The sequence below is a fragment of the Brevundimonas sp. NPDC058933 genome (assembly GCF_049315965.1).
GTDB lineage: Bacteria > Pseudomonadota > Alphaproteobacteria > Caulobacterales > Caulobacteraceae > Brevundimonas.
This window is the reverse complement of the sequence record NZ_JBMOSL010000003.1, coordinates 205,398-229,632: the sequence shown is the minus strand read 5'-3', so window position 1 is coordinate 229,632 and position 24,235 is coordinate 205,398. Positions and strand designations below refer to the sequence as shown.

The window sequence follows — 24,235 nt, the reverse complement described above, 5'->3', positions numbered from 1 at the left end:
ATGGGGAGGAGAAACTCAGCCCGGCTTCACGAACTCGCCTTCGATGTGAAGCTCCACCTCGTCGCCAAGGGCCGGCAGGCCGAAGGTGATGCCGAAGTCCGAGCGCTTGATCTTGGCCTCGCCGTCAAAGCCGGCCTTGTAACCGCCGCGCGTCTGGCCGGCCTGATTGAAGTCAACCTCCATCGTCACCGGCTTGGTCACGCCGCGCAGAGTCAACTCGCCATAGACCGTCGCTTCATCAGGGTCAGACGGATCGACCACGATGCGGGTCGAACGGAAGGTGGCGACCGGGTGGTTGGCGGTGTCGAAGAAGTCGGCTGTCTGCAGGTGGCGGTTCAGCCCGTCGGAGTTCGACGCCACCTCGGTCAGCGGAATGGTCGCCGTCAGGCTGCTGGCCGAGGGATTGGCCGGGTCCAGCTTCAGCTCGGCCTGAACATTCACGAACTGACCGACATAGGTCGAGAAGCCGAGGTGATCGACCGACCAGGTAATCTTGCCATGCGCAGGATCCAGCTTGTAATCGCCGGCCTGGACCTCGGACGGCACGCGGGTCAGGGCCGCCTGGGCGACAACGGCCCCGCCAGCGAGAAGGCTGAGGGCCATCGCCCCCGCGCCGATGCGAACGACTGTGGAACGAGCGGTAAGACGCATGGGCGAACCTCCTTCTGAGCGATAATCTGTCATCGCAGGGGATGCAGACCAGGCTAGGCCCGTCAAGCTTCCCGCGCCCTTGCGACAGCGCCCTCGGTTGACAGTTGGTTCCGACGGGGCCATTTGCCCGCCCTCGACCTTGATCGCCGCCAAAGAGCCCTCCCGACCGCCATGACCTACATCGTCACCGACGCCTGCGTGAAATGTAAGTTCATGGACTGTGTCGAGGTCTGCCCGGTGGACTGCTTCTACGAGGGCGAGAACTTCCTGGTCATCGCCCCTGACGAATGCATCGACTGCGGCGTCTGCGAGCCGGAATGCCCCGTCGACGCCATCGTCCCCGATACCGAGGACGAGCCCGACGGCAAGTGGCTGCAGGTCAACGCTGAATACGCCAAGACCTGGCCCAACATCACGGTCAAGGGCACGCCCCCCGCCGACCGCGAACAGTATGAGCGCGAGACGGGCAAGTTCGAGAAATACTTCAGCACCAAACCGGGCAAGGGCTCCTAAGGTCCAGACACAATCCGGTCACAAAGTGCCGGAACCGCTCAGTCGTCCTGCGGATGTTTTGAGATTTCCTAATTTTATGATAGGTTCCTCCCTATTCGAGACAGACGGTTTCACGCCTCCGGCGCGCACCGCCTGTGTTTGCGACAGTCCCCCGCCGAACAGACGGGGTCGGCCAGAGGTTCGGTGATCCGCTTTCGCGTCTGATGTTTGATTTGACGGCCCAACCGACGGGACTCGTTTCCGGCGGCGGGGCTGTTTTAGCTCATCGGCTGTTTCAGCGCCTCGCCAGCCCTGTTCCGGGAAAGGAATGACATGACGAGCAAGACCGGTCTGGAATTCAAGGTTGGCGATGCGGTGGTCTATCCCGCCCATGGCGTCGGCAAGGTCGCCGCGATCGAGACTCAGGAAGTCGCCGGCATGTCGCTGGAAGTCTACGTCGTGACCTTCGACCACGAAAAGATGACCCTGCGCGTCCCGACCAAGAAGGCCAAGACCGCTGGCCTGCGCACCCTGGCCGCCGACGACACCGTCACCAAGGCCCTGACGACCCTCAAGGGCCGCGCCCGCGTCAAACGCACCATGTGGTCGCGCCGCGCCCAGGAATATGAAGCCAAAATCAACTCGGGCGACCTGATCTCGATCGCCGAAGTGGTCCGCGACCTGCACCGCGCCGACACCCAGCCGGAACAGTCCTATTCGGAGCGCCAGCTCTACGAATCGGCCTTGGACCGCATGGCCCGTGAAGTCGCCGCCGCCAACAAGATCGACAAGGACGCCGCCGTGGCCCTGCTCGGCAAGTCGCTGAGCGCCAAGAAGCCGGTCCCGACCGCCGCCGAACTGGAAGCGGCCGCTGCTGAAGCCGAGGCCGAAGCGGCCTGATTCCCGGCAGCCTGCTGATACGAAAAAGGCCCGGCGGAAACGCCGGGCCTTTTTCTATGGGCTCAAGCCCCAGCCAAGCGCCTATCCGCATCCCGTCAGAAATACTCGGCGTTGGCCGGGCATTGGGCGCTGAGGCGTCGGGCGGTGATGCTGGCGGGAATGTAGGGCGTGCCGCGCACCAGTTGGGCGCCGCCATTGAAGCTGAAGCTTTCGCTCTGGTAGGTCCCGTTCAGGCGGACGTTGACGCGACGCCCCTTCTTGTCCTGGCAACTGCCCTCGAACCGCGCGCGGCCGTCGGCGACCTGACGCGTGGGATAGGTGCATTTCCAGCGGTTGGTCGACAGGCCGCCGAAGAAGCGGTTGATCTCGCTGGGGCGGACGCACTTCTGCTCGGTGTCGCGGCTGCCCACGGCGCTGGTCGTATATTCCCAGTAGCCCGGCAAGACGGGTTGGGTCGGAGCGACGGCCTGGGCCTGAAGCGCGCTGGAAGGCGCGGCCAGCATGACGGCGCCCGCCACGAGGGGGGCGGCCGCGGCGACAGTGCGGCTCAGGGCGCGAGCAAGGGAAACGGGCGAGGGCTTCATGGGCGACGGATTCCGATGGGTCTTCATACGATCCTCTGTATAGCAGGTCGTTGAACGCAGGCTGAACGAAGCCGATCCCCGCCGCCGATCCCCAGCCTGACTCGACTCCAGCCTTGACGGCCTCCGAGTCATTCATCTATACGGCCCCCTCTCTCGCAGGGGTCCGCCCGCTGCGTGCACCTGTTTCATGCGTCCGCAACGCTCGCGGATGTGACCTTGAGGATCTTAAGATGTCGCGTCGCTGCGAACTCACGGGTATCGGCCCGATGGTCGGCCACAATGTGAGCCACTCGAACGTCAAGACCAAGCGCCGGTTCTTGCCGTCGCTGAAGACGGTCAAGCTGGCTTCCGACTCGCTGGGCCAAACCTTCTCCCTGCGTATCTCGAACGCTGCCCTGCGCACGCTCGACTACAAGGGCGGCCTGGACGTGTTCATCGTCAAGGCTCGCGACGAAAAGCTGTCGACCGCGGCCCTGCGCATCAAGCGCCAGGTCAAGGCCAAGCTGGCTGAGCAGACCGCCGCCTAATCAGCGCTGTCTGACAGAAGTTCTGAAAAGGCCGGTGGAAACACCGGCCTTTTTCTTTGCCTGCGTCCCTGCCCCGGCTACGGTCGCTGGGACACCTGCCGGAGCCCAAGCCTTGCGCCTGACCGCCGCCCTCTGCCTGTTCGCCGCCATGCTGTCGGCGCCCGCCCAGGCGCAAGAGGCCGCCCCCGCTCGCGATTCGACGCCCTTCACCCTGTCCAGCGGCACGCCCCGCACGCCGGAACAATTGGCCCTGCGCTTCGACAAGGCCGACCTGTCATTCAAGCTGCTGCCCGAGATGCAAGCGATTGAGGGCGTGGCCGTCCTCGACTTCACCGCCACGGCCCCCACGGCCGCCGTCGTGGTCGAACTGGATAGGTTGTTCACCATCGCCTCAGTGACCGTGGACGGCCAGACGGTCACCGGCTGGTCCAACCCCCAGGGCCGCCTGACCATACCCCTGCCTCGGCCCCTGACGGCGAGCCAGACGGCTTCCGTCCGCATCGCCTATTCTGGCCGGCCGCATCAGGCCAAACGCGCCCCCTGGGACGGCGGCTTCGTCTGGACCACGACGTCGGACGGCCAGCCATGGATCGCCAGCGCGGTTCAAGGCGAGGGCTGCGACCTGTTCTGGCCCTGCATCGACCACCCCCAGGGCGAGCCGGACCGCGTCGACCTGCACATCACCATCCCGTCCGAGCTTTCCGCCCCCGCCAACGGCCGCTTCCTCGGCAAGACCGACAATGGCGACGGCACGACCACCTGGAACTGGACCGCGCGCCAGCCCGACACCTACGCCATCAGCCTGAACGTCGGCCCCTTCGTGGAGATGGCCGCCGACTATTCCAGCCGATTCGGCAACACCGTGCCCTTGCGCTTCTGGCGCCTGGCCTCGACCGACCCGGCCAAGGCCGCGGCCCTGTTCGCCGAGTTCCCCAAACAGCTCGACTTCTACGAAGCCACTATCGGCCCCTTCCCCTTCGGCGACGAGAAGATGGGCGTGGTCGAGACCCCGCACCTGGGCATGGAGCACCAGACCATCAACGCCTACGGCAACGGCTACAAGCTGGACGGCAAGGGCTACGACTGGCTGTTGCAGCACGAGCTGGCGCACGAATGGTTCGGCAATCAGCTGACCAACGCCGACTGGGACGACATGTGGCTGCACGAAGGCTTCGGCACCTATATGCAGCCCCTCTACGCCCGCTGGCTGAATGGCGAGCGGGCCATGCAGTCCGAGCTGCAGACCATGCGGCTGACGCTCGCCAACCGCTTCCCCATGGTGTCTGGCCAGCCGCAGGACGCGGGCACGGTCTATGACGGCGAGACCGGACCGGGGCTGGACCTCTATTACAAGGGCGCGCTAATCGCCCACACCCTACGCCTCTACATCGGAGACGAGGCCTTCTATGAAAGCCTTCGCCGCGTGGTCTACGGCCGCCCTGACCCCAGGCCCGGCAATTTCCAGCCACGCTACGCCACAACGCCGGAGTTCATCGGCATCGTAAACGACGTGACCGGCGGCGATCTCGGCTGGTTCTTCGACGCCTACCTTTATCAGGCCGCCCTGCCCGATCTGGTGATGACCCGCGATGGCGACCGCGTCACCTTGGAATGGAAGACCGGGAACGACCGCCCCTTCCCCCTGCCCGTCGAAGTTGAGGTGGACGGCCAGACACGGGTGCTGCCCATGACCGACGGTCGTGCGAGCTTCAACGCATCAGCGTCCGCCCACATCCTGCTGGACCCCGGATCCAGGGTGCTTCGTCGGCTGGAGTATCTCGAAGTCTGGAAGGCCTCGCAGCCCGACACGGACTGACCTCTCAGGGCTCCCGCTCGGTTTCAGTCTGCTCGTTCCAGGACGTTCCGTAGGCTGAGCCGTGACAGCGACTTCGCGTCCATTCAGTGTAGCGTAATCCATCATTCAAGCCAGCGCGGCGAGGACAGGCATGACGCAACGTGACTTTCCCTTCTATCAAGGCCGCCCGGTCGCTCTGTCGGGCCCGAAATGGCTGGTCGTCCTGCTGTCTTGCGGCCTCGGCTTTCTGGCGCTGCTGGGAGCGCCGCGGCTGCTTTCCGATCCGCTTGGTTCCTGGGTGGGAGCGTTTCTGTTCGCGGGCCTGCCGCTTCTGGGCCTTCGCCTCGTCGCAGGATCCGCGTGGCGCGCCCTGTTTCCTCACCTGAGAGCTCGCGACGTCTGGATCGGCCTGGCCTTCGTCCCGCTCAACCTCCTGGCCACAGCCCTGACCGCTCTTCTGGTCATGCGGATCAGCGTCACGGCCGCCAATCCCATCATGGTCCAGATCAACGAGATGCAGGGACTGGACCTCGCTCTCTTCCTGGCGCGCACCCTGCCGCAACTTCTGGGCGAGGAACTGGTGACGATCCTGCCCTTTCTGGCGATCGTCACCCTTTGCATCCAGACGCTGAAGACCGGCCGGAAGACGGCGATCGCAGTGGCCTGGCTCCTCTCGGCCCTGCTGTTCGGCGCCCTGCATTTGCCGACCTACGACTGGAACCTGCTTCAGGCGCTGGGGATCATAGGCGTTGCGCGCCTGGTGCTGACCGCGCCCTTCGTCCTCACCAAGAGCGTCTGGTCATCCACGATCGCCCATGTGACCAACGACTGGCTGCTGTTTGGAGGGCTGGCCCTGCTGGCCGCGTTGAAAGCGAGCGGCGGCTGAAGCCTGCCCGGCATCGACCCTACTGATGCGCTCCGATAGCGTCGATCAAGGTCATCCGATGTCCCGAACCGCCCGAATCCAGCGGGGCCGACGTCACCAGTATGGATGCGCCAGGTTCCAGAGCGGCTTCAACCTGACGTCGGAAAACCTCCGGCATAGCTATGCGCGAGGCGACGCTGGCGTCCAGAGGAAGGCCCTGTTCATCGGCATGGCCAGGAACGTCGACAAACACCCAGCGTCGGGGGCCATGGGCATCTGCGGCCAAGGTCAGGACATGGGTGGCGAAATCCCCGGCGCTGTCGATGACCGCTCGCGCCCGGCCGATCTCCACGCCGTTCCTGAGCACCAGGATCCTCTGCGACGGACGCGATATGATGATGCTGATCGGGCCCGTCGGAGAGGCCTCGGGCGTCCAGCGAAAATCTTCGCCTTGCCGCAACGCCGTCTGGTCGGCGGCGCCCGCGAACACCTCCCCGCCATGCGCAAGGACCGGCTTGCCCGCCTCACCGGCCATGACAACAGTTCCGCCCATATGGGTCGTCGCGAATAACAGCCGCGCAAACTCCATCGGCAGGTGAACACAGCCGTGGCTTTCAGGATATCCAGGCAGCCCACCCGCATGCAGAGCGACACCGTCCCACGTCAGCCTTTCCTGATAGGGCATGGGCGCATTGTCATAGGTGCTGGAATGGTGGTTCCGATCCTTCTGCAGGATGGTGAAAACGCCCGTCGGCGTTTCGTGGCCTTCTTTGCCGGACGAAATGGTCGTGACCCCGATCCTCACCCCGTTGCGATAGATGGTGGCCACCTGCCGGCTCAGATCGACATAGACGAGCACAGGCCCGGACGGCGCGATCGCCGGAGCCCAGACCCACTGGCCCGGGCGCAAGGTCTCGGCACGCTGGGCCAGTTCGACCGGCGAGGTCGTCGTCGCACCCTGACCTGCGGCTACGGCCGGGAAGGACAGGCTCAATGCAAGACCGATGATCCACAACCGCATGTCTGAGCCCCCGATGCTTGCGCAGCACCCCGCTGCAGCGCCGCTTCATAGCCACCAGAAGTCCGGGCGTCTCCAGGCGATTGAGACGACGCAGACGCCTGAAGTTCAGGCGCCTGGGTAACGAAGGGCGACGCCGGTAAACCTAGGGCTCCAGCTCGATGTCCCAGTAGAGATAGTCGAGCCAGCTCTGGTGCAGGTAATGGGGCGGGAAGCGGCGACCGGCTTCCTGCAACTCCCACGAGTTCGGCTGATGGGCTGTGCGCTTCAGCAGGGGCATGCCCGCCTGCTGCGGCGTGCGTCCGCCCTTGCGCAGGTTGCAGGGGCCGCAGGCGGCGACGATGTTCTGCCAGGTGGTGCGCCCGCCGCGCGAACGCGGGATGACGTGGTCGAAGGTCAGGTCCTGGGCCAGGCCGCTATCGCCGCAGTACTGGCAGGCGAAACCGTCGCGCAGGAAGACGTTGAAACGGGTGAAGGCAGGCTTGCGGTCCTGATCGACGTAGTTTTTCAGCGAGATGACGCTGGGCAGCTGCATCTCCATCGACGGGCTGCGCACCACCTTGTCATAGGTGGCGACCACGTCGACGCGTTCCTGCCAGACGGCCTTGACCACTTCTTCCCAAGGCCAGATCGACAGAGGGTAGTAGGATAGCGGGCGGAAGTCGGCGTTCAGCACCAGGGCGGGAAAGCCGGAGGGGGGACGGGTCAGGACCTGCATCAGGCCCTCCCGCGCGTACGGGGGGATCGTGAGGCGACAGGAGTGAGGACACGTCTCCTTCCCTAGTCTTGCAGGCAGAGCCTACGCCCGATTCTCCCGCGTCGCCATGACCGAGATGCAGCGTTTTCGTGACGCCGCCTCAGAAGATCTCGACCAGCTCGAAGCGTTCGCAGACCACCTTCATGCCCGGCGCCCATGTCCCTTCGCGGCGGTAATAGGCCTCGTGCGCATCGCGCCACCATTCATAGGTCAGGTCACCCTCGCCCTCGGCGCGGGCGAAGTCCTCGCTGACCTGTTCGAAGGGCATGATCTCGACCTCGGTGGTGCGGATGGCGCAGCGCGGAACCCCGGCGCCGTCAAGGATGACGCTGATCTCGCCCACCGTCGGCATGATGTCGGCCTCGCACGCCGCCAGTGACGAGCAGGTGGCGCGCTTGCCCCCCGCCAGCACCAGGGCCAGCAGTTCGTCGGCCAACTCAGGGCTGTCGCCGAAGGGCCAGCGCGGCGCATCGCGATAGGCGGCTGGAACGTCGATCATAGGTCAGTCCTCAACTTCGGGTTGGGGCGCTGGGGAAGCCCGGCAAGCTCCAGCCCCAGGTCAGGGCGCCGGCGCGCAGGGCGAAACCCGCCGCCACCGCCACTCCCACCGCCGGCCATGTCGGCACGGTCAGAGCCTTCAGGACCACGAACAGGGTCGCGGACAGGAGGGCGGCCGTAATATTCAGCTCTCGCCGCAGCAGGATCGAGGGCTGCCCCGCCAGAACGTCACGGACGATACCGCCAAAGCAGGCGGTCACCGTGCCCATGACGATGCAGATCAACGGCGACACGCCATAGGAGGCCGCCTTGGCCGCCCCCATGACGCCGTAAGCCGCCAGGCCGAAAGCATCCAGCCACAGCAAGGCCCGGAACCGCCAGGTCCGCGCGCCCAACATCCATATGGCTGTCGCCGCCAGCACGCAGGCGGCGATATAGCGCCAGTCCTGCACCCAGAAGACCGGCGCTCCGATCAGCAGATCGCGCAGCGTTCCGCCGCCGACCCCGGTGATGGCGCCGAAGAAGGCGAAGGTCACCAGGTCATGCTTCTCGCGCGCCGCCGCCAAGGCCCCGGTCGCAGCGAAGACGGCCACGCCGGCGAAATCCAGCAGCGGCAGGACGGTCTCGGGCCGGGTCAGGTCAGCGTCAATCAGCGGGGTCACGTCGGCGGGTCCTCCAGCGCGATATCGCCACGCTTGACCCCTCCATACCATCCCCAGAGCAGATGCGCCGCCACCCCGCGATGCGGCCGCCAGATTTCAGCCCGGGCGTAAGCCTGCTTCTCGTTCGGCCGCGCCTCGCCTGCGTCGGCCCAGCGCATGGCTTCCTGCAAGGCCACGTCTCCGCCCGGAAACACGTCCAGCCTCCCCTCGCAGAACATCAGGAAGGTCTCGGCCGTCCATTTGCCTACACCCTTGATGGCGACCAGCGCCGCGATGGCCTCGGCGTCGTCCAGCCGCTCAAGATGGTTGAAATCGATGCGGCCCTCGGTATGAGCCAGCGCGATCTCATGACCGTATTTCGCCTTCTGTCCTGACAGGCCGAAGGTCCGCAGCGTCTCGACGTCCAACGCCAGCACGGCGTCCGGCGTCACCGCCCCGCCGAGCCCCTCGACCGTCCGTTTCCAGATCGAGGCGGCGGCGGCGACCGAGACCTGCTGCTCCACGATCATGCGGAACAGACCCTCATAGCCGCCGGGTCGCAGCCGCCACTCGAACACCGGCGTCGTGGCGTGCGCCCGCGCCAGCGCCGGATCGGCGGCGGCCAAGGCCTCGCGGGCGGCGGCGATGGAGGAGGCTGAGGGAGCAATGGCCATGCCCCATGCTAGGCCGCAGCCTCCTGCTTTTGAAAGAGGTCGCCGCCCGCCCATTCTGGACAAGGCCGGAAACCGCTAGGCTGCTCAGCATGTTCGCCACCCGCTTCGCCCCTTCGCCGACCGGCCGCCTGCACAAGGGGCACGCCTTTTCGGCCCTGACCGCCTGGACCGCGGCGCGCGAAGCCGGCGGGCGCTTCGTCCTGCGCATCGAGGACATCGACCCGACCCGCTGCAAGCCGGAGTATGAGGCGGCCATCTATGAGGACCTGGCCTGGCTGGGCCTCGACTGGGAAACCCCGGTGCGGCGCCAGTCCGAGCATCTGGCCGGCTACGCCGCCGTCATCGAGGCGCTGAAGGCGCGCGGCCTGGTCTATCGCTGCTTTCGCACCCGCAAGGACATCCTCGACGCCATCGGCGACGCCCCGCACGGCCCCGCCGAGGCCGTGCGCCCCGGCCCGCATCCGCCCGAGGACGAAGCCCGCCTGCTGGCCGAGGGCCGTCCCTACGCCTGGCGCCTGTCGCTGGACCGCGCCCGTGAAGTCTTGGGCGAAGACGCCTGGAACGCGCTGTCGTTTATCGAGAAAGGCGTCGGCCCCAACGGCGAAACCGGACTGGTCCGCGCCCGCCCCGAAACCGCCGGCGACGTGGTTCTGGCCCGCAAGGACGCCGGAACCGCCTACCATCTGGCCGTCACTCACGACGACGCCCTGCAGGGCATGACCCACATCATTCGCGGTCTGGACCTGTTCGAGGCTGCCCATATCCAGCGCCTGATCCAGACCCTGATGGGCTGGCCCGCACCCACCTACCGCCACCACCGCCTGCTGACCGGCCCCGATGGCCGTCGCTACGCCAAGCGCGACCAGTCGGTGACCCTGGCCGAGCTTCGCGCCGGCGGCCTGGCGCCCGAAGCCCTGCGCGCGGAACTGGGATTCTAGGGCGCGCCCGACGTCGCCACCCTTCCCTCCCCCGCCGTCGTCCTCGGGCTTGACCCGGGGATCGGGTCCCTCTTCCAGGCAAAAAGAAAGGCGCGGAACCGGCTGGTCCCGCGCCTTTCAATCTCAGAACCCTTGGGGTTCCTGGGCCTTAGAGAACCTTGAGGTCCACGGCCGAGGTCTTGCCGCGCTGGTTTTCCAGCTCGTATTCGACCTTGGAGTTTTCATCGAGGCCTTGCAGGCCCGCCTTTTGAACGGCGGTGACGTGGACGAAAACGTCCGAGCCGCCGTCGTCGGGCTGAATGAAGCCATAGCCCTTGGTGGGGTTGAACCACTTGACCGTGCCGGTCGCCATCTTAGCGTCTCCGTAAACGCGCTTTGCCAGGCGGATTTCCATGCTGGAGAATCCGTCAGCCCATCTGGACAAGCTCGTTCAGGCGAAGGAGCGAGACGCGAGTTTGGACCCCACGCAAAATCCGGGCTGCCCGACTTTGTCACCCGACTATCCACAGGACGTCAACTGGAAAGCGAATCTCGTCTCACGGCGTTTTGGTTAACGTCGAGCGCGCGTGCAGACCCCTCGCGCCGAGCCGTCCAGGTGGAAGTGATCGCGATGCGCGGCGTTGTAATCCGGCGTCAGGACGTTGCCGAACAGGCGACATCCGCCGTCGCGCAACCGCCGCAGAAAGGCCCCGCCCTCAATCCCCGCCGCCCCTTGCCCGCCCCAGTCGCGCAACACCGACACCGTGCGTCCGTCGGTCAATCGCACGCCCGCAACATCAATCGCATTGCCCCTGGCATGCTGGCTGGGTCGCGCGGTCACATCCTGCGATCCATAGATGCGTCGACAGGCATAGGTCCCCAGGCTGTCGAAGCGGCGCGCCTCCGAACCCATGATCTCGCGCGCGGCCGGCTGCACGACATGACGGTCCCACAGGATGTGGCGCACGGCCACGGGACAGCGCATGGTCAGACCTGCCGGACTGATCGGGGTCATGGCCCCGCCCGTCAGCCGCACCGCCCCGCGCACGATGCAGAAGCCGCCGTCGTTGCGATCATCTACGCGCTGGACCTCCACCCCCGCCTGTCGCAGCAGATCCATGCAGCTTTCGGTCGCCGCCTCGACCTGGGCGGCAGAGGCCCCGTCATCCACATCCAGCCTCCTGACCTTGGCGGCGGTGGCGTGGCCGAGGGGCTGGCGCAGGTCCAGCGGCTTCCAGGGAAGGTCCTGAGGCGGCGCCCAGGCGTCGAGCAGCAAGGCCAGCCCGCACGCGGCGAGCGCCAGGGTCAGCACTCCGCTCCAGACGTCGGCCAGAGACGGCGGTGCAGACGTCGGCGCCGGCGACTTCGGGGGCTGGTCTCGCGAACTCATCCTCCTGCCAATGCCTCAGCCACCGGGACGATCCTTGACGTCCTTCAGCAAGACTGGCGGTGAACCTGATTTCAGCCCAGGCTTTAAGGGTTGAACGAAGGAGCCCGCGCCATGGCCAAGAACGACTACGACGACATCCTGGAAGCCCTGCAAATCCAGTTGGTGGAGACCCAGGCCTGGGCCATCGAACAGGGGCTGAAGGTGGTGATCGTTCTCGAAGGCCGGGACGCCGCCGGCAAGGACGGCGCGATCAAGCGCATGACCGAATTCATGGCCCCCCGCCAGACCCGCGTCGTCGCCCTGCCCAAACCCAACGACCGCGAACTGACCCAGTGGTATTTCCAGCGCTATTCGCAGCATCTGCCAGCGGCGGGGGAGATCGTCTTCTTCAACCGCTCCTGGTACAACCGCGCCGGGGTGGAGCCGGTGATGGGCTTCTGCACGGAAGAGCAGCACGAACGCTTCCTTCATGACGCGCCCCATTTCGAACGAATGCTGACCCAGTCAGGCACGACGCTGATCAAGCTGTGGCTGGACATCAGCCAGGAAGAACAGTCGCGCCGCCTGGAGGAACGCACCACCCACCCGCTGAAACGCTTCAAGGTCTCGCCCCTGGACGCCCAGGCCCAGGCGCGCTGGGACGCCTATTCCGCCGCCCGCGACCAGATGCTGGAACGCACGCATGTCGAGTATGCGCCCTGGACCGTCATCGCCACGGACAACAAGAAGAAGGCGCGGCTCAACATCATCCGCCACGTCTTGCACCGACTGAACTGCCCCGGCCTGGAGGCCAAGAAGCCCGATTCGGACATCGTCTTCAGCGCCGACAAGGCGGAGGGGCGGCTGGCGAAGTAGGCTCAGTCGTCCCCGAACAGGCGGCGGTTCTTGTCGACAAAGGCATGAATGGCCCGCGTAAGCGGCCCGTTCTGACGCCCTTTCAGATAGGCCCAGCCGGCGCCCGCGCCGATCAGGGCGCCGCCTGTATCGACGATCAGATCCCACATGGTGTCGATCAGCCCGGACTTCTGGGTGTTCAGGCCGAACACCTGATCCAGGGTAAACTCCCAGATTTCCCAGATCGCACCGATCATGACCGCGAAGCAGAAGGCGAAAAAAGCCACCATCAGGGGAGCCGCCGTCAGGCGGTTCCCCTTCACCAGCATCAGCATCAGCAGCGACCCCACCAGGCCGAACCCGATGGCCGAGCCCCCGTGCAAGACCACGTCCCACCACCAGTAACGCTCGTAGAAATCGCCGACCTCGCCCAGCAACAAGGTCGCACAGAGGAAGGCCGCGATGGCGCTGACGAAGGCCGTCGGCAAGGTCACCCCGACCCGCTCTCCCAGCCAGATCGGAACCAGCGACAGCAACAGCGTTCCGATCGCGACGAAGGTGATGCTGAATTCGCCGGTCAAGAACCCGCCCACAGCCGCGCCGATCAGCACAACCCATGTCAGATACAGGACGACAGGCGGTCGCTCCGCTGGTGCGCGAAATCTCATGAGCTTGCCTCGAGCAGACAGTTATTCAGCCAACTCTAGACCGTTTCCGCCGCCTTCCAGTAGTCCAGCCGCCGGAAGAAGGGCGCCGGGTCCTTCGGGGTGACCAGGTTGGCGGGGTCGTGGAAGATGCGGTCGTGCAGGCGGGTCAGGGTGAAGCGCACCGCTGCGGCCGCCCCCAAGCCGGGAAGCGCCTGGGCCTCGGCGGACGTCAGGGGGCGCACGGATTCATAGCCCTTCTCGAAGGCGCGCAGGGCCGAGGGCATCGGCCGGCCCTCGCCGTCAAAGCCCCAGGCGCTGAGCGCAATGGCCAGGTCGTAGGCCAGCACGTCGGTGCAGCCGAAATAGAAGTCGATCACCCCGCCGACGTCGCATTGGCCATGCTCGTTCGTGGCGAACAAAACATTGTCGGGGAAGTAGTCCGCGTGGATCGGCCCGCGCGGCAGGGCGGGATCGCTCCACGGCTCGGCCAGACGCGGCAGCAGGGCCTTGATCTGATCCAGCATCTTGCGGTCGACGCCCTTAGCGGCGGGATCACAACGCACAGCCAGGGCCGCCCACGCTTCCGGCCCGACCGGATTGGTTCGCTCCAGCGCAAAATCCGCAGCGTCGAGGTGCAAGAGAGCCAACACCTGCCCGGCGCGGTACTGTTCCTTGTCCGAGGGCTGGCGCTTCCAGCCGCCTGGCGCCCATTTCAGGATGGCGGCGGCCCGGCCGTTCAACCGACCGATGATCTCGGCCTTCTGGTCCGCCACCGGAGACGGCGTAGGGAAACCGTGCGCCGCCAGATGCCGGGTCAGGCCCAGGCAGAACGGCAGCGAGGCCGCGTCCGTCCGCCCCTCGAACAGGGTCAGGACATAGGCGCCCGACGTGGTCTCCAGCTTGTAGTTGGTGTTCTCGACCCCCTCGACGATCGGCGTCAACGCGACCAGATCGCCCAGGGGGTAGCGCATGAGATAGTCGGCAGCCTGATCCGGCGTGACGGGCGTGAAGACAGCCATGTTCAGACCAGCTCCGCCGCCGCGCGACGGGCGCGCACCACGTCGGCCACATCGGCCAGCACGCTCTCGGTCGTGGCCCAGCGTCCGGCGCCGCGCCCCTTGCACGTCCAGACGCGACCGTCCTGACCATAGACTTTCAAGGCGTTGCGCTCTCCGTTCAGCGACTGAAACAGCGCGTCTTTCAAATCGCCGTCAAGCCGGACCGAGGCGTCCAGATGGCCGTCGCGGTCATGGCAGGCGCCGATCTGGCGCACCGGCTGGCCGCCCAGCGGCGTCTCGGCCGACAACTCGTCGCGCGGCAGGTCGGCGGGGGCGCGACCAAAGGCTTCGAATGACAGCAGCTTGACCTTGGCGCCGGCGTCATGGCCTTCCAGATCCGAGGACGGGTCTTCCTCGGCAAACCCCGCCACCCGGGCGTCGGACAGGGCGTCGGCGAAGGCCGCGCCCTCGCCCAGACGTTGCAGCATAAAGTTGACCGTGCCGTTCAGCACCGCCTCGAACCCGGCGACCGGCCCGGCGGCGCGGGCGGCGCGCAGGGTCTCGATCATCGGCGCGCCGCCGCCGACCGAGGCCGACCAGGCGACGCGGCAGCCATTGGCCGCGGCCAGGGCCTGCAAGCCTGCCGGATCGCGGGCCACGGCCTGCTTGTTGGCGCTGACCACGTCGCAGCCGGCTTCCAGGGCGCGGCGGATCAGGGCATGACCGGCCTCGCCTTCGGACAGGGCCTCCAGCAGGAGGTCAGGCTTCTTGGCCAGCAGGGCCTCGACGTCATTAGTGAACAGCTCGGCCGGGGCCGAGACATCGCGCGCCTTGCCCGGATTGCGGACCAGAACCCCGACCACCTCATAGCGCTTGTCCGGCAGCAGCCGGTTCAGCAGGCCGCCGCCGACCACGCCGCAGCCGGCCAGGGCCACGCGCAGCGGCGCGTTCGACTGAACCGGGCCGGGAGGGGCCCCGCGCTCGCCGACCACCGTGCCCTCGGCGCGGCCCAGGGCTGCGACCTCGATCTCGACCCCGCAGGATTCGCCCAGGTCGATGGCGTCATGCTGGACCAGGGCCCCGCCCAGCTGGCGCGCCGTCTCCCAGCTGGCGCGGCGATAGCGCAGCGGCGTGCCCGTTTCACAGGCGGGATCACGGTCGTAGAGGCCATCGACGTCCTTCACCAGACGCACCCGGTCCAGCCCCAGTTCAGCCGCCAGAACCACCGCCGTCAGGTCCGATCCGCCGCGCCCCAAGAGGGCTACGCGACCGTTCGAGCGCACGCCGCCGAAGCCCGGCACCACCACCACCTCATGCTCGGCCAAGGCCTGCGCCAGCCGCTCGCCCTTCAGGCTGACGGGACGGGCGTGCTGCGCCGGTCCCTCGACCACGATCCCAAGCTCCCGCACCGACAGACCCACCGCGTCCAGCCCCACCCGGTCGCAGGCGATGGCGACCAGGGCCGCCGCCTTTTCCTCGCCCAGCACCACATAGGCGGGCAGCAGTTCGTTCTCGTGGTCCAGACCCAGAGAGCGGGCGTCGGCCAGCAGCCGGTCCGTGTGGCCCGACAAGGCCGAAACCACCGCCACCACTTTGCGACCCGCGCGCACATGGCCGTAGATTTCCGAAGCCACGGCGGGCGCTTCGGCGGCGTTGCGCAGGACGGACGAGCCGAACTTCAGCACCACGACTTCGGCGGCCAAGGGGGCGGCGACGGCCTGCGGTTTCTGTTTATCGGCGACGAGAGCGAGGGCGGAAGCGGGCATCGGGGTGATCCTGAAGACGGGGTCTGGGGAGGATGTCGGGGTGGGCTCGGGCCATAAAAAAACCCGCCCGGGGGTCCGGGCGGGGTGATCGGTTTTCTGCGTTTCTCGCCTAGGCGGCGCGCATCATCCGGTCCCCGCCCGCGAGGGCATGGTGGTGGTACCGGTGGTCGTAATCATGGACGCGAAGAGGCCCGTCGCCGCAGCGGCGATCAGGGTCATCATCATGCTGGCGAGATGGTCGAGCACAGGCGGCGTCCGGTTGAAAATCGTTCCTCAGGATGTTCCAGCATCCCGCATCACGTCAAGCCTCAAAAGAACAATTTTTGCTCGAAACGGCTCCAAGGGCGTGATTTCACCAATGATGCGCGCACTCTCGTCGAAACGGGGTGAATTTTTCCGCTTGACCGGCGCCCTTCGCAACCGCAACGTAAGGGCTACTCATCAAGACCGGCTGAGGGATTAGGCCCTTTGACGCCGGGGCAACCATCGGGTTCCGCCCGAAACGGTGCCAACTCCTGCGGGGTTGTCAGGCTTGTCCTGGCGACCGCGAGAGATGGGTGGAGCATCGACGAGGCGACGCTCCACGGTCTGTCACTGCATGGGTTCCTTGGCGAGCCGTTTTGCTGAGTGACCGAGACCCATGACCCTGGCCCTGATCGATCCCATCACCCCCGCCGAAGAGCCCGCTTGTCGGTCCCAATCCGCGCGCCGTCCGTCGGAGCTGCTGCAACGCGACGGGGCCCATGACGTCTTCGTCCCCATCCCCGACGGCTTCCCGCTGGATTTCGGCGGGACGCTGAACCAGAAGCAGATCGTCGGCCGTCTGCACGGCAAGGCCAACGCCCCCCTGATCGTCGTCGCCGGCGGAATCTCCGCCGACCGCTACGTCCACCGCACCGAGACCAAGGGCCTGGGTTGGTGGTCGGGCGCCGTCGGCGTTCGCGCGCCCATCGACCTGACCCGTTTCCGCGTGTTGGCCTTTGATTTCGCGCCCGATTTCGGTCCCGACGCCAAGGACGCCAGGCCGCCGCTGACCATCACCACCCAGGATCAGGCGCGCCTGCTGGCCCTGCTGCTGGACCATCTCGGCGTGGATAAGGTTTCAGCCTTCATCGGCTGCTCCTACGGCGGCATGATCGCGCTGGCGTTTGGCGAGCTCTTCCCCGACTGGGCCGAGCAGCTGGTGGTGGTGTCCGCCGCTCACCGCCCTCACCCCCTGGCCACCGCCTGGCGCGGCATCCAGCGTCGCATCCTGCAACTGGGCCTGGAGACCGGCCGCGTCGATCAGGCCGTCGGCCTGGCCCGCGAACTGGCCATGACCACCTATCGCACCCCCGACGAGTTCGGCGAGCGCTTCGACTCCGAGGCCCCCAGCCACGCGGGTCAGGCCTATCCCGTCTGCGACTACCTGACTTCACGCGGCCGGGCCTATCGCGACCGCACCACGCCGTCGCGCTGGCTGACCCTTTCGGACTCCATCGATCGCCACCGAGTGGAGCCCGAGGCGATCACCGCCCCCGTCACCCTGGTCGGCTTCACCACCGACCGCCTCTGCCCCATCGACGACATGAGGGAGCTGGCCGCGCGCCTGCCCAACCTCTGGCGCTTCGTGGAAGCCCCCTCTCTCTACGGCCACGACGCCTTCCTCAAGGAAGACGTGCTGGTCGCTGACATCCTGACTTCCGTTCTGAAGGACATCGACCAATGAGCCGCGCCCGCCCCGCCGATCCCCGCACCATCGCCGCCCGTTCGGGCGTGGATACGGACACGGCCCACGGCGCGGTCATGCCGCCGCTGTATCTGTCGTCCAACTATTCCTTCGCCGGCTTCGACCAGAAGCGGAAATACGACTACTCGCGCTCGGGCAATCCGACCCGCGACGTCCTGGCCGACACCCTGGCCGAGCTGGAAGGCGGCGCCGGCTGCGTCGTCACCGCCACGGGCATGGCCGCTGTCGACCTGCCGCTGAGCCTGCTGAACCCCGGCGAACTGCTGATCGCGCCGCACGACTGCTACGGCGGCACCCATCGCCTGCTGTGCGCCCGCGCCAGGAAGGGCCACTTCCGCGTCGCCTTCGTCGATCAGAATGACGGCGAGGCTCTGGACGAGGCCCTGGCCGACGGCGCCAAGCTGGTGCTGATCGAGACCCCGTCCAACCCCCTGCTGCGCGTCGTGGACGTCGCCGACGTCTGTCGTCGCGCCCATGCGGTGGGCGCCAAGGTGGTGGCTGACAACACCTTCCTGTCGCCCGCCCTGCAACGTCCGCTGGAGCTGGGCGCCGACATCGTCGTCCACTCGACCACCAAATACATCAACGGCCATTCCGACGTGGTCGGCGGCGCCGTGATCGCGGCCGATCCGGCCGATCATGCCGAACTGGCCTGGTGGGCCAACTGCCTGGGCGTCACCGGCTCGCCGTTCGACGCCTATCAGACCCTGCGCGGCCTGCGCACCCTCTTCACCCGCATCGAGCGCCAGCAGGCCACCGCCGCTCTGGTCGCCGCCGCCCTGGAACAGCACCCGGCGGTCAAGGCCGTCCACTATCCCGGCCTGAAGTCCCACCCCGGCCACGCCTTGGCGGCGCGCCAGCAGTCGGGGCCGGGCGCCATGCTCAGCTTCGAACTGAACGGCGGCACGGACGCCGTGCGCGACCTGATCGAGGGTCTGGATATCTTCACTCTGGCCGAGTCCCTGGGCGGCGTCGAAAGCCTGATCGCCCACCCCGCCACCATGACCCACGCCGCCATGACGCCCGACGCCCGCGTCACCGCCGGCATCACCGACGGCCTGATCCGGCTGTCGGTCGGCCTGGAGCATCAGGACGACATCCTGGCCGACCTGGTTCAGGCGCTGGACGCCCTGGTGCTGCAACAGGCGGCGTAAAACAAAATCCTCCCCCCCGTCGCGGGGGAGGGGGACCACGCGCAGCGTGGTGGAGGGGGCGGATACAAGCGCCCCTTTTGAATGACATTCGTCTGAGGACGGTCTCGCCCCCTCCACCGCTTCGCGGTCCCCCTCCCCCGTTGCTTCGCAACAAGGGAGGATCAGGGAGGACGCTCTCTTAAGCCACGGCCCGCGCCAGCATCTGCTGCTGACCACGCGCGTCCATCGCCGCGTCTTCCAGCGAGAACTGCCCCATCATCCGATCCAGTTCGCGTGCGTCCTGAGCCAGTGAGTGACTGGCGGCGGTCGCTTCCTCGACCATGGCCGCATTCTGCTGCGTGACCTGATCCATCTGGGCCACGGCGACATTGACCTGCTTCAGGCCGCTGGACTGCTCCTGCGAAGAGGCGACGATCTCGCCGGTGATGGAGGTGACGCGCTCGATCTGGCCGCCGATCCGCTTCAGCGCCTCCCCGGTGTCGCCGACCAGTTGCACGCCCTCGCCGACCTGACGGCTGGAGGCCGAGATCAGGGTCTTGATCTCCTTGGCCGCCTCCGCCGAGCGCTGGGCCAGGGCCCGCACTTCCGAGGCCACGACCGCAAAGCCGCGACCGGCGTCCCCCGCACGAGCCGCCTCGACGCCAGCGTTCAGGGCCAGAAGATTGGTCTGGAAAGCGATCTCGTCGATCACGCCGATGATGTTGCCGATCTCGTTCGACGAGCGCTCGATCTCGCCCATGGCGGTCACCGCCCGTCCCACGACGACCTGACCCTCGATCGCCTCACTGCGAGCGGCGTTGACGACCCCTCCGGCCTCGACGGCGTTCTCGGCCGAGCGTGACACGGTGGCGGTGATCTGCTCCAGGGCGGCGGCGGTCTCTTCCAGAGCGGCCGCCTGCTGTTCGGTGCGACGCGACAGGTCGTTGGAGGCCTGCGAAATCTCATGGGCGCTGGAGCCAATGGCGCTGGAACGATCGACGATGACGCGCATCGTGTCTTGCAGCCTCGCCATCGCCCCGTTGAAATCGGCGCGCAGCTTTTCGTATTCGGGCGCGAAGCTGGCGTTCAGGCGGAAAGCGAGCTCGCCGCTCGAGAGGCGGTCCAGGCCGGCGGCGATGCCGTCCACCACCTGGGCCTGCTGCCGCGCCATTTCCGCGTCGCGCTCAGCCTGGGCGATACGGGCCTGTTCAGCGGCGGCGCGCTGGACCTCGGCCTCGGCCTCCAGACGCACCTTCTCCTCGGCGTTCTGCTTGAAGGTCAGGACGGCGTCGGCCATGTGGCCGATCTCGTCGCGACGGCCAATGGCGGGAATGGCGACATTCAGGTCGCCGCCCGCAAGCTTGGTCATCGCCCGCGTCATGGCCTCGACCGGACGGCTCAATGCGCCGATCAGCCAGGCGATCGCCCCAAGGGCGATGATCAGAGCTACTACGCCCCCGACGGCGAAGCTGACATAGGCCTGGAAGAAGGCCGCTTCTTTCGCCTCGGCCCGCGCGGTGGCGACGACGCCTTCCCTGTCCTGGATCCCGGTGATCGCCGCCCGGATATCGGAGAGCCGCGCAGCGTTTTCCAGGCTGGCGACGGCCTGGGGTTGCGTGGCTGGATTTCGAGCCAGAGCGATCAGGGCGTCAGCGCTCTTGTGAAACTCAACGCCGGCGGCGTTCAGCGCCGCCTGTTCCGCCTGATAGGCCCCGGCGCCGTCGCTGGCGGCCAGATCGGCCAGGCGCGCGGTGAACTGGCGCCCCGGTTCCTCATACTTGGGGATGAAGTCCTCGTCGCGCGTGGCCACAAAGGCGCGCATCGCATTCTGCTGCTCGACCGCCGCCGCCAGAACCAGATCGGAGGCCTTGAATATCTCGTTCGAGGCGGCGTCGGCGGCGTCGGCGCGCTGCAGCCCCGCGACGCACCAGAGCACGACCAGGGTGGCCATGCCGCAGGCCGCGATCACGGCGGCGAATGACAAGATCAGCTTCTTGGGGACGGACAGGTTCTGCAGCATTTTCTACGCTCGGGAGGGGACTGAACCTGATCCCTAGCGTCCCGCTGTTCGACAAAGCCTTATCATCTGACAGCGGATATCTACGTAGTGCGATCACAGCGCCTTCAGCACCACGGACAGGGCCGTCAGCAACAGGTAGGCGGCGAACGCCTTCCTCAGCACCCTCCGGTTCAGCCGGTGCGCCAGTCGCGCGCCATAAGGGGCGGTCAGCGCGGTCAGCACGCCCATGATGACCGCCGCCGGCACGTTGACGTAGCCCACGGACAGCGGCGGCCGCCCCGGCGCATCCCAGCCAAAGACGGCGAAGCCCAGGGCCGCGGCCGCCCCGATCGCCAGCCCGAAGCCGCTGGCCGTCGCCACCGCCTGATGGATCGGTCGTCCGCAAAGGGTCATGGTCATGCCCCCCAGGCTGCCGCCGCCGACCCCCATCATGGCCGACAGAAGACCTATGCCCGTTCCGACCCCACGCCGCCCCCAGCCCGTCGGCATCTCCTTTCGCAGGGTGTACCGTTCGGGCATCAGCCCCAGTTGCATGGCCACCAGCAGCAGGCAGACCCCGTAGACGACGGCCAGGCCCTCCATGGAGGTAAAGCCTGCAATCGCCGCCCCGATCAGACCGCCAAACGCCACCCAGGGCGTCCAGGTCTTCAGCACGACCTCGTCCACCGCCCCATGCGCGCGGTGCGTCGCCAACGAACGCCAGGACGTCGCAACAATGGTCAGCAGAGAGGTGCCGATGGCCACATGCAGGTTGCTCTCGCCGCCCACGCCCAAAACGGCGAAGGCATAGAAGAGCGCGGGCACCAGCACCGTCCCGCCCCCGACGCCGAACAACCCGCCGATCACCCCCGCCACAGCACCCGCCGCGATCAGGGCGGCGAACATCATGGCCAGGTCGGTCAGGGGCAGAGCGCTCATGGCTTGGGCATAGCGGGGCAATCCGCCAGCGTCATCCCGGAAAGGGCGCAGCCCGCCTCCCCCTTTCGTCATCCTCCGGCGAGCGTAGCGAGACCGGGGGACCCAGCGGCGCCGAAGGCGACCTTTTTCACGCAGCGCCTGTGACAGGGTCGCGCTCTCGCGCGCCGCTGGGTTCCCCGGTCTGCGCCGCTGCGCGGCTGGCCGGAGAATGACGAAAGGCGGTGAGACCTAAGGCTCAGGCCGCTTCTTCGTTCTCGCCCAGCCGCGCCTGACGCGCCTCGGCCTCGCGCACGGCCTCGACCGCGCGGTCCACGACCTCCAGACCCGCTCCGGCCTTGACGCCCTCGACGGTCAGGATGCGACGGAAGGCCCGCGCCCCGGCCCGGCCGTGCATCAGGCCCAGCATATGCCGCGCCATGCCCGCCAGATGCGCGCCCTCGGCCAGCCGCCCGGCCATATAGGGTTTGTAGCGTTCGATGGCGGCGAAGGGGTCGATGTCCTCGACCTCCATGCCGAAGATGCGGCGATCCACCTGCCCCAGCAGGGCCGGCTCGTGATAGGCGGCGCGGCCCAGCATGACGCCGTCCAGCTGCACGCCGTCAGACGCATCCAGATGGGCCTCGGCCTGGTCCAGATCGCCGATGCCGCCGTTGATGCAGATGGTCAGATGCGGCCGCTCGCGCTTCAGACGCCGCACCAGATCGTAGTCCAGCGGCGGCACGTCGCGGTTTTCCTTGGGCGACAGACCCTTCAGCCAGGCCTTGCGCGCATGGACGATGAAGTGGGTGATCCCGACGGCCGCCGAGGCGTCGACCGTGGCGAACAGGCTGACTTCGGGGTCCTGATCGTCGACGCCGATGCGGCATTTGACCGTGGCGGGAACACGGACCGCCCCCTTGATCGCCGCCATGCAGTCGGCCACCAGCTCCGGCTCGCGCATCAGGCAGGCGCCGAACTTGCCCGACTGCACCCGATCCGAGGGGCAGCCGACGTTCAGGTTGATCTCGTCATAACCATAGGCCTCGCCTATCCGCGCCGCCTCGGCCAGCTGCGCCGGGTCCGACCCGCCCAGTTGCAGCGCCACCGGATGCTCGACCGCGTCGAAACCCAGCAGCCGCTCGCGGTCGCCGTGGATCACCGCCGGCGCCGTGACCATCTCGGTATAGAGCAGCGCCCGGCTGCTCAGCGCGCGGTGAAACGCCCGGCAGTTGCGGTCGGTCCAGTCCATCATGGGTGCAATGGATAGTCTATGAGCTTGATTTATAGACATTTTTTCAGTAAGTTCAAAAAGTTGGAAGGCGGCGCAGGCCCTCAAATTTACGACGTGTTGCGACGTTTTTTCCGAGTTTTCGACACCTCAGTGCACACAGAGCGCACACGAAATGGCGACGTACTCGAAACTCCCCTCAGGAACGTGGCGGGTCCAAGTGAGACGGAAGGGTCGCTATATAAGCGAGACCTTCCTCAAACGCGACGACGCGCGCCGATGGGCGACCGAGGCCGAAGGCCGGATCGATCGCGGCGAGACCCCTACGCCGTCGCGGGCGGCTCGGCGTCGCACGTTCGGCGAACTTGTTGACCTACACATCGAGGACATGAAGTCCGTCGGGAAGGCGCCCAAGCGGTCGAAAGCCGCGACGCTTAGGATGTTGAAGGCGCGCCTGGGCGGGAAGAAGATCGCCCAATTGGATCGACAGCTGTTCATCGACTTCGGTCGAGAACGCGCCACCGAAGGCGCTGGGCCCATGACGTTGAGCATCGACATCGGCGCGATCAAGCTCATCCTCTCGCATGCTGCGGCGGTTCACGGCCTGACTGTCTCGGTTGAGGCCATTGATCTGGCGCGCCTCGCCCTTAAGCGTCTTGGCCTGATTGGTAAGGGCGTCGAAAGGGATCGCCGACCTACTGAGGACGAACTTGAGCGTCTCATCAGTCACTTCGACAAAGCCCCACGTCAGACTATCCCCATGGGGGTCGTTGTTCGCTTCGCAATCGCCACGGCAATGCGCCGGGAAGAAATATTCAAGGTCGTTTGGAACGACTACGCGGACCGGACCAAGATGCTGACCATTCGCGATCGAAAGGACCCTCGCGAGAAGGCCGGAAACGACCAGCGTATCCCCCTGCTGTCGGTCTCCGGTTTCGATCCGATCGCGCTGATCGAAAGTCAGCGCCCTTCCCGCACCAATGCGGATCTGCGCATTTTCCCTTTCAATCATCGTTCAGCCAGCACAGCGTTCGCGAGAGCCTGCAAAAGCCTCGGAATTGCGGATTTGCATTTTCACGATCTTCGTCATGAAGGGACCAGCCGATTATTCGAGGCAGGCTTTCAGATTCAGCACGTGGCGCTCGTCACCGGGCACAAGGATTGGAAGATGCTCCGCCGCTATACCCACCTGCGCCCGGAAGCCCTCCACCTAGTTGCTTCGGGTCTTGCCGCCTAGATAGCAGCTGACGCAGTTCTGCCGCTGGGAGGTTGGG

At 66.7% G+C, this 24,235-nt stretch carries 25 protein-coding genes and 1 riboswitch; of the genes, 10 read left to right on the top strand and 15 right to left on the bottom strand.

Annotated features, from left to right (window positions below):
- Window positions 1–15: 15 nt before the first annotated feature.
- Entirely contained in the window at window positions 16–651 is a 636-nt protein-coding gene (locus ACOZBP_RS09375; protein ID WP_422676154.1) for a YceI family protein, read from the bottom strand.
- 171 nt (window positions 652–822) lie between these two features.
- Here ACOZBP_RS09375 and fdxA point away from each other — a divergent pair, with 171 nt between their 5' ends.
- Both fdxA and ACOZBP_RS09365 read left to right on the top strand, forming a co-directional pair.
- Window positions 823–1,164 (top strand): ferredoxin FdxA, encoded by a 342-nt coding sequence (gene fdxA, locus ACOZBP_RS09370; RefSeq protein ID WP_105564369.1) that lies wholly within the window; start codon window positions 823–825, stop codon window positions 1,162–1,164.
- A 312-nt stretch (window positions 1,165–1,476) separates the two neighbouring features.
- Window positions 1,477–2,043, top strand: a complete 567-nt coding sequence (locus tag ACOZBP_RS09365) for a CarD family transcriptional regulator (protein ID WP_292036667.1) — start codon at window positions 1,477–1,479, stop codon at window positions 2,041–2,043.
- Window positions 2,044–2,138: 95 nt separating this feature from the next.
- Here ACOZBP_RS09365 and ACOZBP_RS09360 read toward each other — a convergent pair whose 3' ends face one another.
- A complete protein-coding gene (locus ACOZBP_RS09360) occupies window positions 2,139–2,654 on the bottom strand; it encodes a DUF3617 domain-containing protein (protein WP_422676153.1) in 516 nt (171 codons plus the stop codon).
- 203 nt (window positions 2,655–2,857) lie between these two features.
- On the opposite strand from ACOZBP_RS09360, the gene rpmB reads away from it, so the two are divergent.
- The 3 genes from rpmB (at window position 2,858) to ACOZBP_RS09345 (ending at window position 5,835) form a co-directional block, all read left to right on the top strand.
- Window positions 2,858–3,154, top strand: coding sequence for a 50S ribosomal protein L28 (gene rpmB / locus ACOZBP_RS09355; protein WP_422676152.1), 297 nt, complete (start codon window positions 2,858–2,860; stop codon window positions 3,152–3,154).
- Window positions 3,155–3,266: 112 nt separating this feature from the next.
- On the top strand, window positions 3,267–4,970 hold the full coding sequence (locus tag ACOZBP_RS09350; protein WP_422676151.1) for a M1 family metallopeptidase: 1,704 nt from the start codon (window positions 3,267–3,269) through the stop codon (window positions 4,968–4,970).
- Window positions 4,971–5,100: 130 nt separating this feature from the next.
- Complete coding sequence (locus ACOZBP_RS09345) at window positions 5,101–5,835, top strand: CPBP family intramembrane glutamic endopeptidase (protein ID WP_422676150.1); 735 nt, start codon at window positions 5,101–5,103, stop codon at window positions 5,833–5,835.
- A 19-nt stretch (window positions 5,836–5,854) separates the two neighbouring features.
- Here ACOZBP_RS09345 and ACOZBP_RS09340 read toward each other — a convergent pair whose 3' ends face one another.
- The 5 genes from ACOZBP_RS09340 to ACOZBP_RS09320 form a co-directional block, all read right to left on the bottom strand.
- On the bottom strand, window positions 5,855–6,835 hold the full coding sequence (locus ACOZBP_RS09340) for a L,D-transpeptidase (protein ID WP_422676149.1): 981 nt from the start codon (window positions 6,833–6,835) through the stop codon (window positions 5,855–5,857).
- A 142-nt stretch (window positions 6,836–6,977) separates the two neighbouring features.
- Window positions 6,978–7,553, bottom strand: coding sequence for an HNH endonuclease (locus tag ACOZBP_RS09335; RefSeq protein WP_422676213.1), 576 nt, complete (start codon window positions 7,551–7,553; stop codon window positions 6,978–6,980).
- A gap of 136 nt (window positions 7,554–7,689) precedes the next feature.
- Window positions 7,690–8,088 (bottom strand): ASCH domain-containing protein, encoded by a 399-nt coding sequence (locus ACOZBP_RS09330; RefSeq protein WP_422676148.1) that lies wholly within the window; start codon window positions 8,086–8,088, stop codon window positions 7,690–7,692.
- Window positions 8,089–8,098: 10 nt separating this feature from the next.
- Window positions 8,099–8,749: a trimeric intracellular cation channel family protein gene (locus tag ACOZBP_RS09325; RefSeq protein ID WP_422676147.1), complete on the bottom strand. Its 651-nt coding sequence runs from the start codon at window positions 8,747–8,749 to the stop codon at window positions 8,099–8,101.
- Window positions 8,746–9,402, bottom strand: a complete 657-nt coding sequence (locus tag ACOZBP_RS09320) for a DNA-3-methyladenine glycosylase family protein (protein ID WP_422676146.1) — start codon at window positions 9,400–9,402, stop codon at window positions 8,746–8,748. The genes ACOZBP_RS09325 and ACOZBP_RS09320 overlap by 4 nt, the downstream gene beginning before the upstream one ends.
- 89 nt (window positions 9,403–9,491) lie before the next feature.
- Here ACOZBP_RS09320 and gluQRS point away from each other — a divergent pair, with 89 nt between their 5' ends.
- Window positions 9,492–10,340, top strand: a complete 849-nt coding sequence (gene gluQRS, locus ACOZBP_RS09315) for a tRNA glutamyl-Q(34) synthetase GluQRS (protein WP_422676145.1) — start codon at window positions 9,492–9,494, stop codon at window positions 10,338–10,340.
- A gap of 148 nt (window positions 10,341–10,488) precedes the next feature.
- Here gluQRS and ACOZBP_RS09310 read toward each other — a convergent pair whose 3' ends face one another.
- Together ACOZBP_RS09310 and ACOZBP_RS09305 are read right to left on the bottom strand one after the other, a co-directional pair.
- On the bottom strand, window positions 10,489–10,692 hold the full coding sequence (locus ACOZBP_RS09310) for a cold-shock protein (protein ID WP_292036681.1): 204 nt from the start codon (window positions 10,690–10,692) through the stop codon (window positions 10,489–10,491).
- Between the two features lie 198 nt (window positions 10,693–10,890).
- The gene (locus tag ACOZBP_RS09305; RefSeq protein ID WP_422676144.1) at window positions 10,891–11,709 is read right to left on the bottom strand and encodes an extensin family protein; all 819 of its coding nucleotides are present in this window, start codon (window positions 11,707–11,709) and stop codon (window positions 10,891–10,893) included.
- A gap of 111 nt (window positions 11,710–11,820) precedes the next feature.
- Between ACOZBP_RS09305 and ppk2 the strand changes: the two genes are divergently transcribed.
- A complete protein-coding gene (gene ppk2, locus ACOZBP_RS09300) occupies window positions 11,821–12,564 on the top strand; it encodes a polyphosphate kinase 2 (protein ID WP_422676143.1) in 744 nt (247 codons plus the stop codon).
- Between the two features lie 2 nt (window positions 12,565–12,566).
- Here ppk2 and ACOZBP_RS09295 read toward each other — a convergent pair whose 3' ends face one another.
- From ACOZBP_RS09295 to ACOZBP_RS09285, 3 genes are read right to left on the bottom strand one after another with little or no spacing between them, the layout of a single operon-like run.
- Window positions 12,567–13,211 (bottom strand): hypothetical protein, encoded by a 645-nt coding sequence (locus ACOZBP_RS09295; RefSeq protein ID WP_422676142.1) that lies wholly within the window; start codon window positions 13,209–13,211, stop codon window positions 12,567–12,569.
- A 35-nt stretch (window positions 13,212–13,246) separates the two neighbouring features.
- A complete protein-coding gene (locus ACOZBP_RS09290) occupies window positions 13,247–14,209 on the bottom strand; it encodes a homoserine kinase (RefSeq protein ID WP_422676141.1) in 963 nt (320 codons plus the stop codon).
- A gap of 2 nt (window positions 14,210–14,211) precedes the next feature.
- Window positions 14,212–15,954, bottom strand: coding sequence for a Gfo/Idh/MocA family oxidoreductase (locus ACOZBP_RS09285; RefSeq protein ID WP_422676140.1), 1,743 nt, complete (start codon window positions 15,952–15,954; stop codon window positions 14,212–14,214).
- 435 nt (window positions 15,955–16,389) lie between these two features.
- A riboswitch (SAM riboswitch) is annotated at window positions 16,390–16,514 on the top strand.
- 80 nt (window positions 16,515–16,594) lie between these two features.
- On the opposite strand from ACOZBP_RS09285, the gene metX reads away from it, so the two are divergent.
- Window positions 16,595–17,662, top strand: a complete 1,068-nt coding sequence (gene metX, locus ACOZBP_RS09280) for a homoserine O-succinyltransferase MetX (RefSeq protein ID WP_422676139.1) — start codon at window positions 16,595–16,597, stop codon at window positions 17,660–17,662.
- A complete protein-coding gene (gene metB, locus ACOZBP_RS09275) occupies window positions 17,659–18,837 on the top strand; it encodes a cystathionine gamma-synthase (RefSeq protein WP_422676138.1) in 1,179 nt (392 codons plus the stop codon). The genes metX and metB overlap by 4 nt, the downstream gene beginning before the upstream one ends.
- Before the next feature lie 178 nt (window positions 18,838–19,015).
- Here the strand turns inward: metB and ACOZBP_RS09270 are convergent, their stop codons facing one another.
- The 3 genes from ACOZBP_RS09270 to dusA form a co-directional block, all read right to left on the bottom strand.
- Window positions 19,016–20,836 (bottom strand): methyl-accepting chemotaxis protein, encoded by a 1,821-nt coding sequence (locus tag ACOZBP_RS09270; RefSeq protein WP_422676137.1) that lies wholly within the window; start codon window positions 20,834–20,836, stop codon window positions 19,016–19,018.
- 93 nt (window positions 20,837–20,929) lie between these two features.
- Window positions 20,930–21,754, bottom strand: coding sequence for a sulfite exporter TauE/SafE family protein (locus tag ACOZBP_RS09265; RefSeq protein WP_422676136.1), 825 nt, complete (start codon window positions 21,752–21,754; stop codon window positions 20,930–20,932).
- Window positions 21,755–21,989: 235 nt separating this feature from the next.
- Window positions 21,990–23,024, bottom strand: coding sequence for a tRNA dihydrouridine(20/20a) synthase DusA (gene dusA / locus ACOZBP_RS09260; RefSeq protein WP_422676135.1), 1,035 nt, complete (start codon window positions 23,022–23,024; stop codon window positions 21,990–21,992).
- A gap of 157 nt (window positions 23,025–23,181) precedes the next feature.
- On the opposite strand from dusA, the gene ACOZBP_RS09255 reads away from it, so the two are divergent.
- A complete protein-coding gene (locus tag ACOZBP_RS09255; RefSeq protein WP_422676134.1) occupies window positions 23,182–24,198 on the top strand; it encodes a site-specific integrase in 1,017 nt (338 codons plus the stop codon).
- Window positions 24,199–24,235 lie beyond the last annotated feature (37 nt).

Excerpts from the sequence above, each read along its gene's own strand:
- ACOZBP_RS09265 (WP_422676136.1), bottom strand. The coding sequence starts at position 21,754 with ATGAGCGCTCTGCCCCTGACCGACCTGGCCATGATGTTCGCCGCCCTG.
- dusA (WP_422676135.1), bottom strand. The coding sequence starts at position 23,024 with ATGTCTATAAATCAAGCTCATAGACTATCCATTGCACCCATGATGGAC.
- ACOZBP_RS09305 (WP_422676144.1), bottom strand. The coding sequence starts at position 11,709 with ATGAGTTCGCGAGACCAGCCCCCGAAGTCGCCGGCGCCGACGTCTGCA.
- ACOZBP_RS09340 (WP_422676149.1), bottom strand. The coding sequence starts at position 6,835 with ATGCGGTTGTGGATCATCGGTCTTGCATTGAGCCTGTCCTTCCCGGCC.
- gluQRS (WP_422676145.1), top strand. The coding sequence starts at position 9,492 with ATGTTCGCCACCCGCTTCGCCCCTTCGCCGACCGGCCGCCTGCACAAG.
- ACOZBP_RS09330 (WP_422676148.1), bottom strand. The coding sequence starts at position 8,088 with ATGATCGACGTTCCAGCCGCCTATCGCGATGCGCCGCGCTGGCCCTTC.
- ACOZBP_RS09345 (WP_422676150.1), top strand. The coding sequence starts at position 5,101 with ATGACGCAACGTGACTTTCCCTTCTATCAAGGCCGCCCGGTCGCTCTG.
- ACOZBP_RS09375 (WP_422676154.1), bottom strand. The coding sequence starts at position 651 with ATGCGTCTTACCGCTCGTTCCACAGTCGTTCGCATCGGCGCGGGGGCG.
- ACOZBP_RS09320 (WP_422676146.1), bottom strand. The coding sequence starts at position 9,402 with ATGGCCATTGCTCCCTCAGCCTCCTCCATCGCCGCCGCCCGCGAGGCC.
- metB (WP_422676138.1), top strand. The coding sequence starts at position 17,659 with ATGAGCCGCGCCCGCCCCGCCGATCCCCGCACCATCGCCGCCCGTTCG.
- ppk2 (WP_422676143.1), top strand. The coding sequence starts at position 11,821 with ATGGCCAAGAACGACTACGACGACATCCTGGAAGCCCTGCAAATCCAG.
- ACOZBP_RS09285 (WP_422676140.1), bottom strand. The coding sequence starts at position 15,954 with ATGCCCGCTTCCGCCCTCGCTCTCGTCGCCGATAAACAGAAACCGCAG.
- ACOZBP_RS09295 (WP_422676142.1), bottom strand. The coding sequence starts at position 13,211 with ATGAGATTTCGCGCACCAGCGGAGCGACCGCCTGTCGTCCTGTATCTG.
- ACOZBP_RS09290 (WP_422676141.1), bottom strand. The coding sequence starts at position 14,209 with ATGGCTGTCTTCACGCCCGTCACGCCGGATCAGGCTGCCGACTATCTC.
- fdxA (WP_105564369.1), top strand. The coding sequence starts at position 823 with ATGACCTACATCGTCACCGACGCCTGCGTGAAATGTAAGTTCATGGAC.
- ACOZBP_RS09270 (WP_422676137.1), bottom strand. The coding sequence starts at position 20,836 with ATGCTGCAGAACCTGTCCGTCCCCAAGAAGCTGATCTTGTCATTCGCC.
- rpmB (WP_422676152.1), top strand. The coding sequence starts at position 2,858 with ATGTCGCGTCGCTGCGAACTCACGGGTATCGGCCCGATGGTCGGCCAC.
- ACOZBP_RS09310 (WP_292036681.1), bottom strand. The coding sequence starts at position 10,692 with ATGGCGACCGGCACGGTCAAGTGGTTCAACCCCACCAAGGGCTATGGC.
- ACOZBP_RS09365 (WP_292036667.1), top strand. The coding sequence starts at position 1,477 with ATGACGAGCAAGACCGGTCTGGAATTCAAGGTTGGCGATGCGGTGGTC.
- metX (WP_422676139.1), top strand. The coding sequence starts at position 16,595 with ATGACCCTGGCCCTGATCGATCCCATCACCCCCGCCGAAGAGCCCGCT.
- ACOZBP_RS09360 (WP_422676153.1), bottom strand. The coding sequence starts at position 2,654 with ATGAAGACCCATCGGAATCCGTCGCCCATGAAGCCCTCGCCCGTTTCC.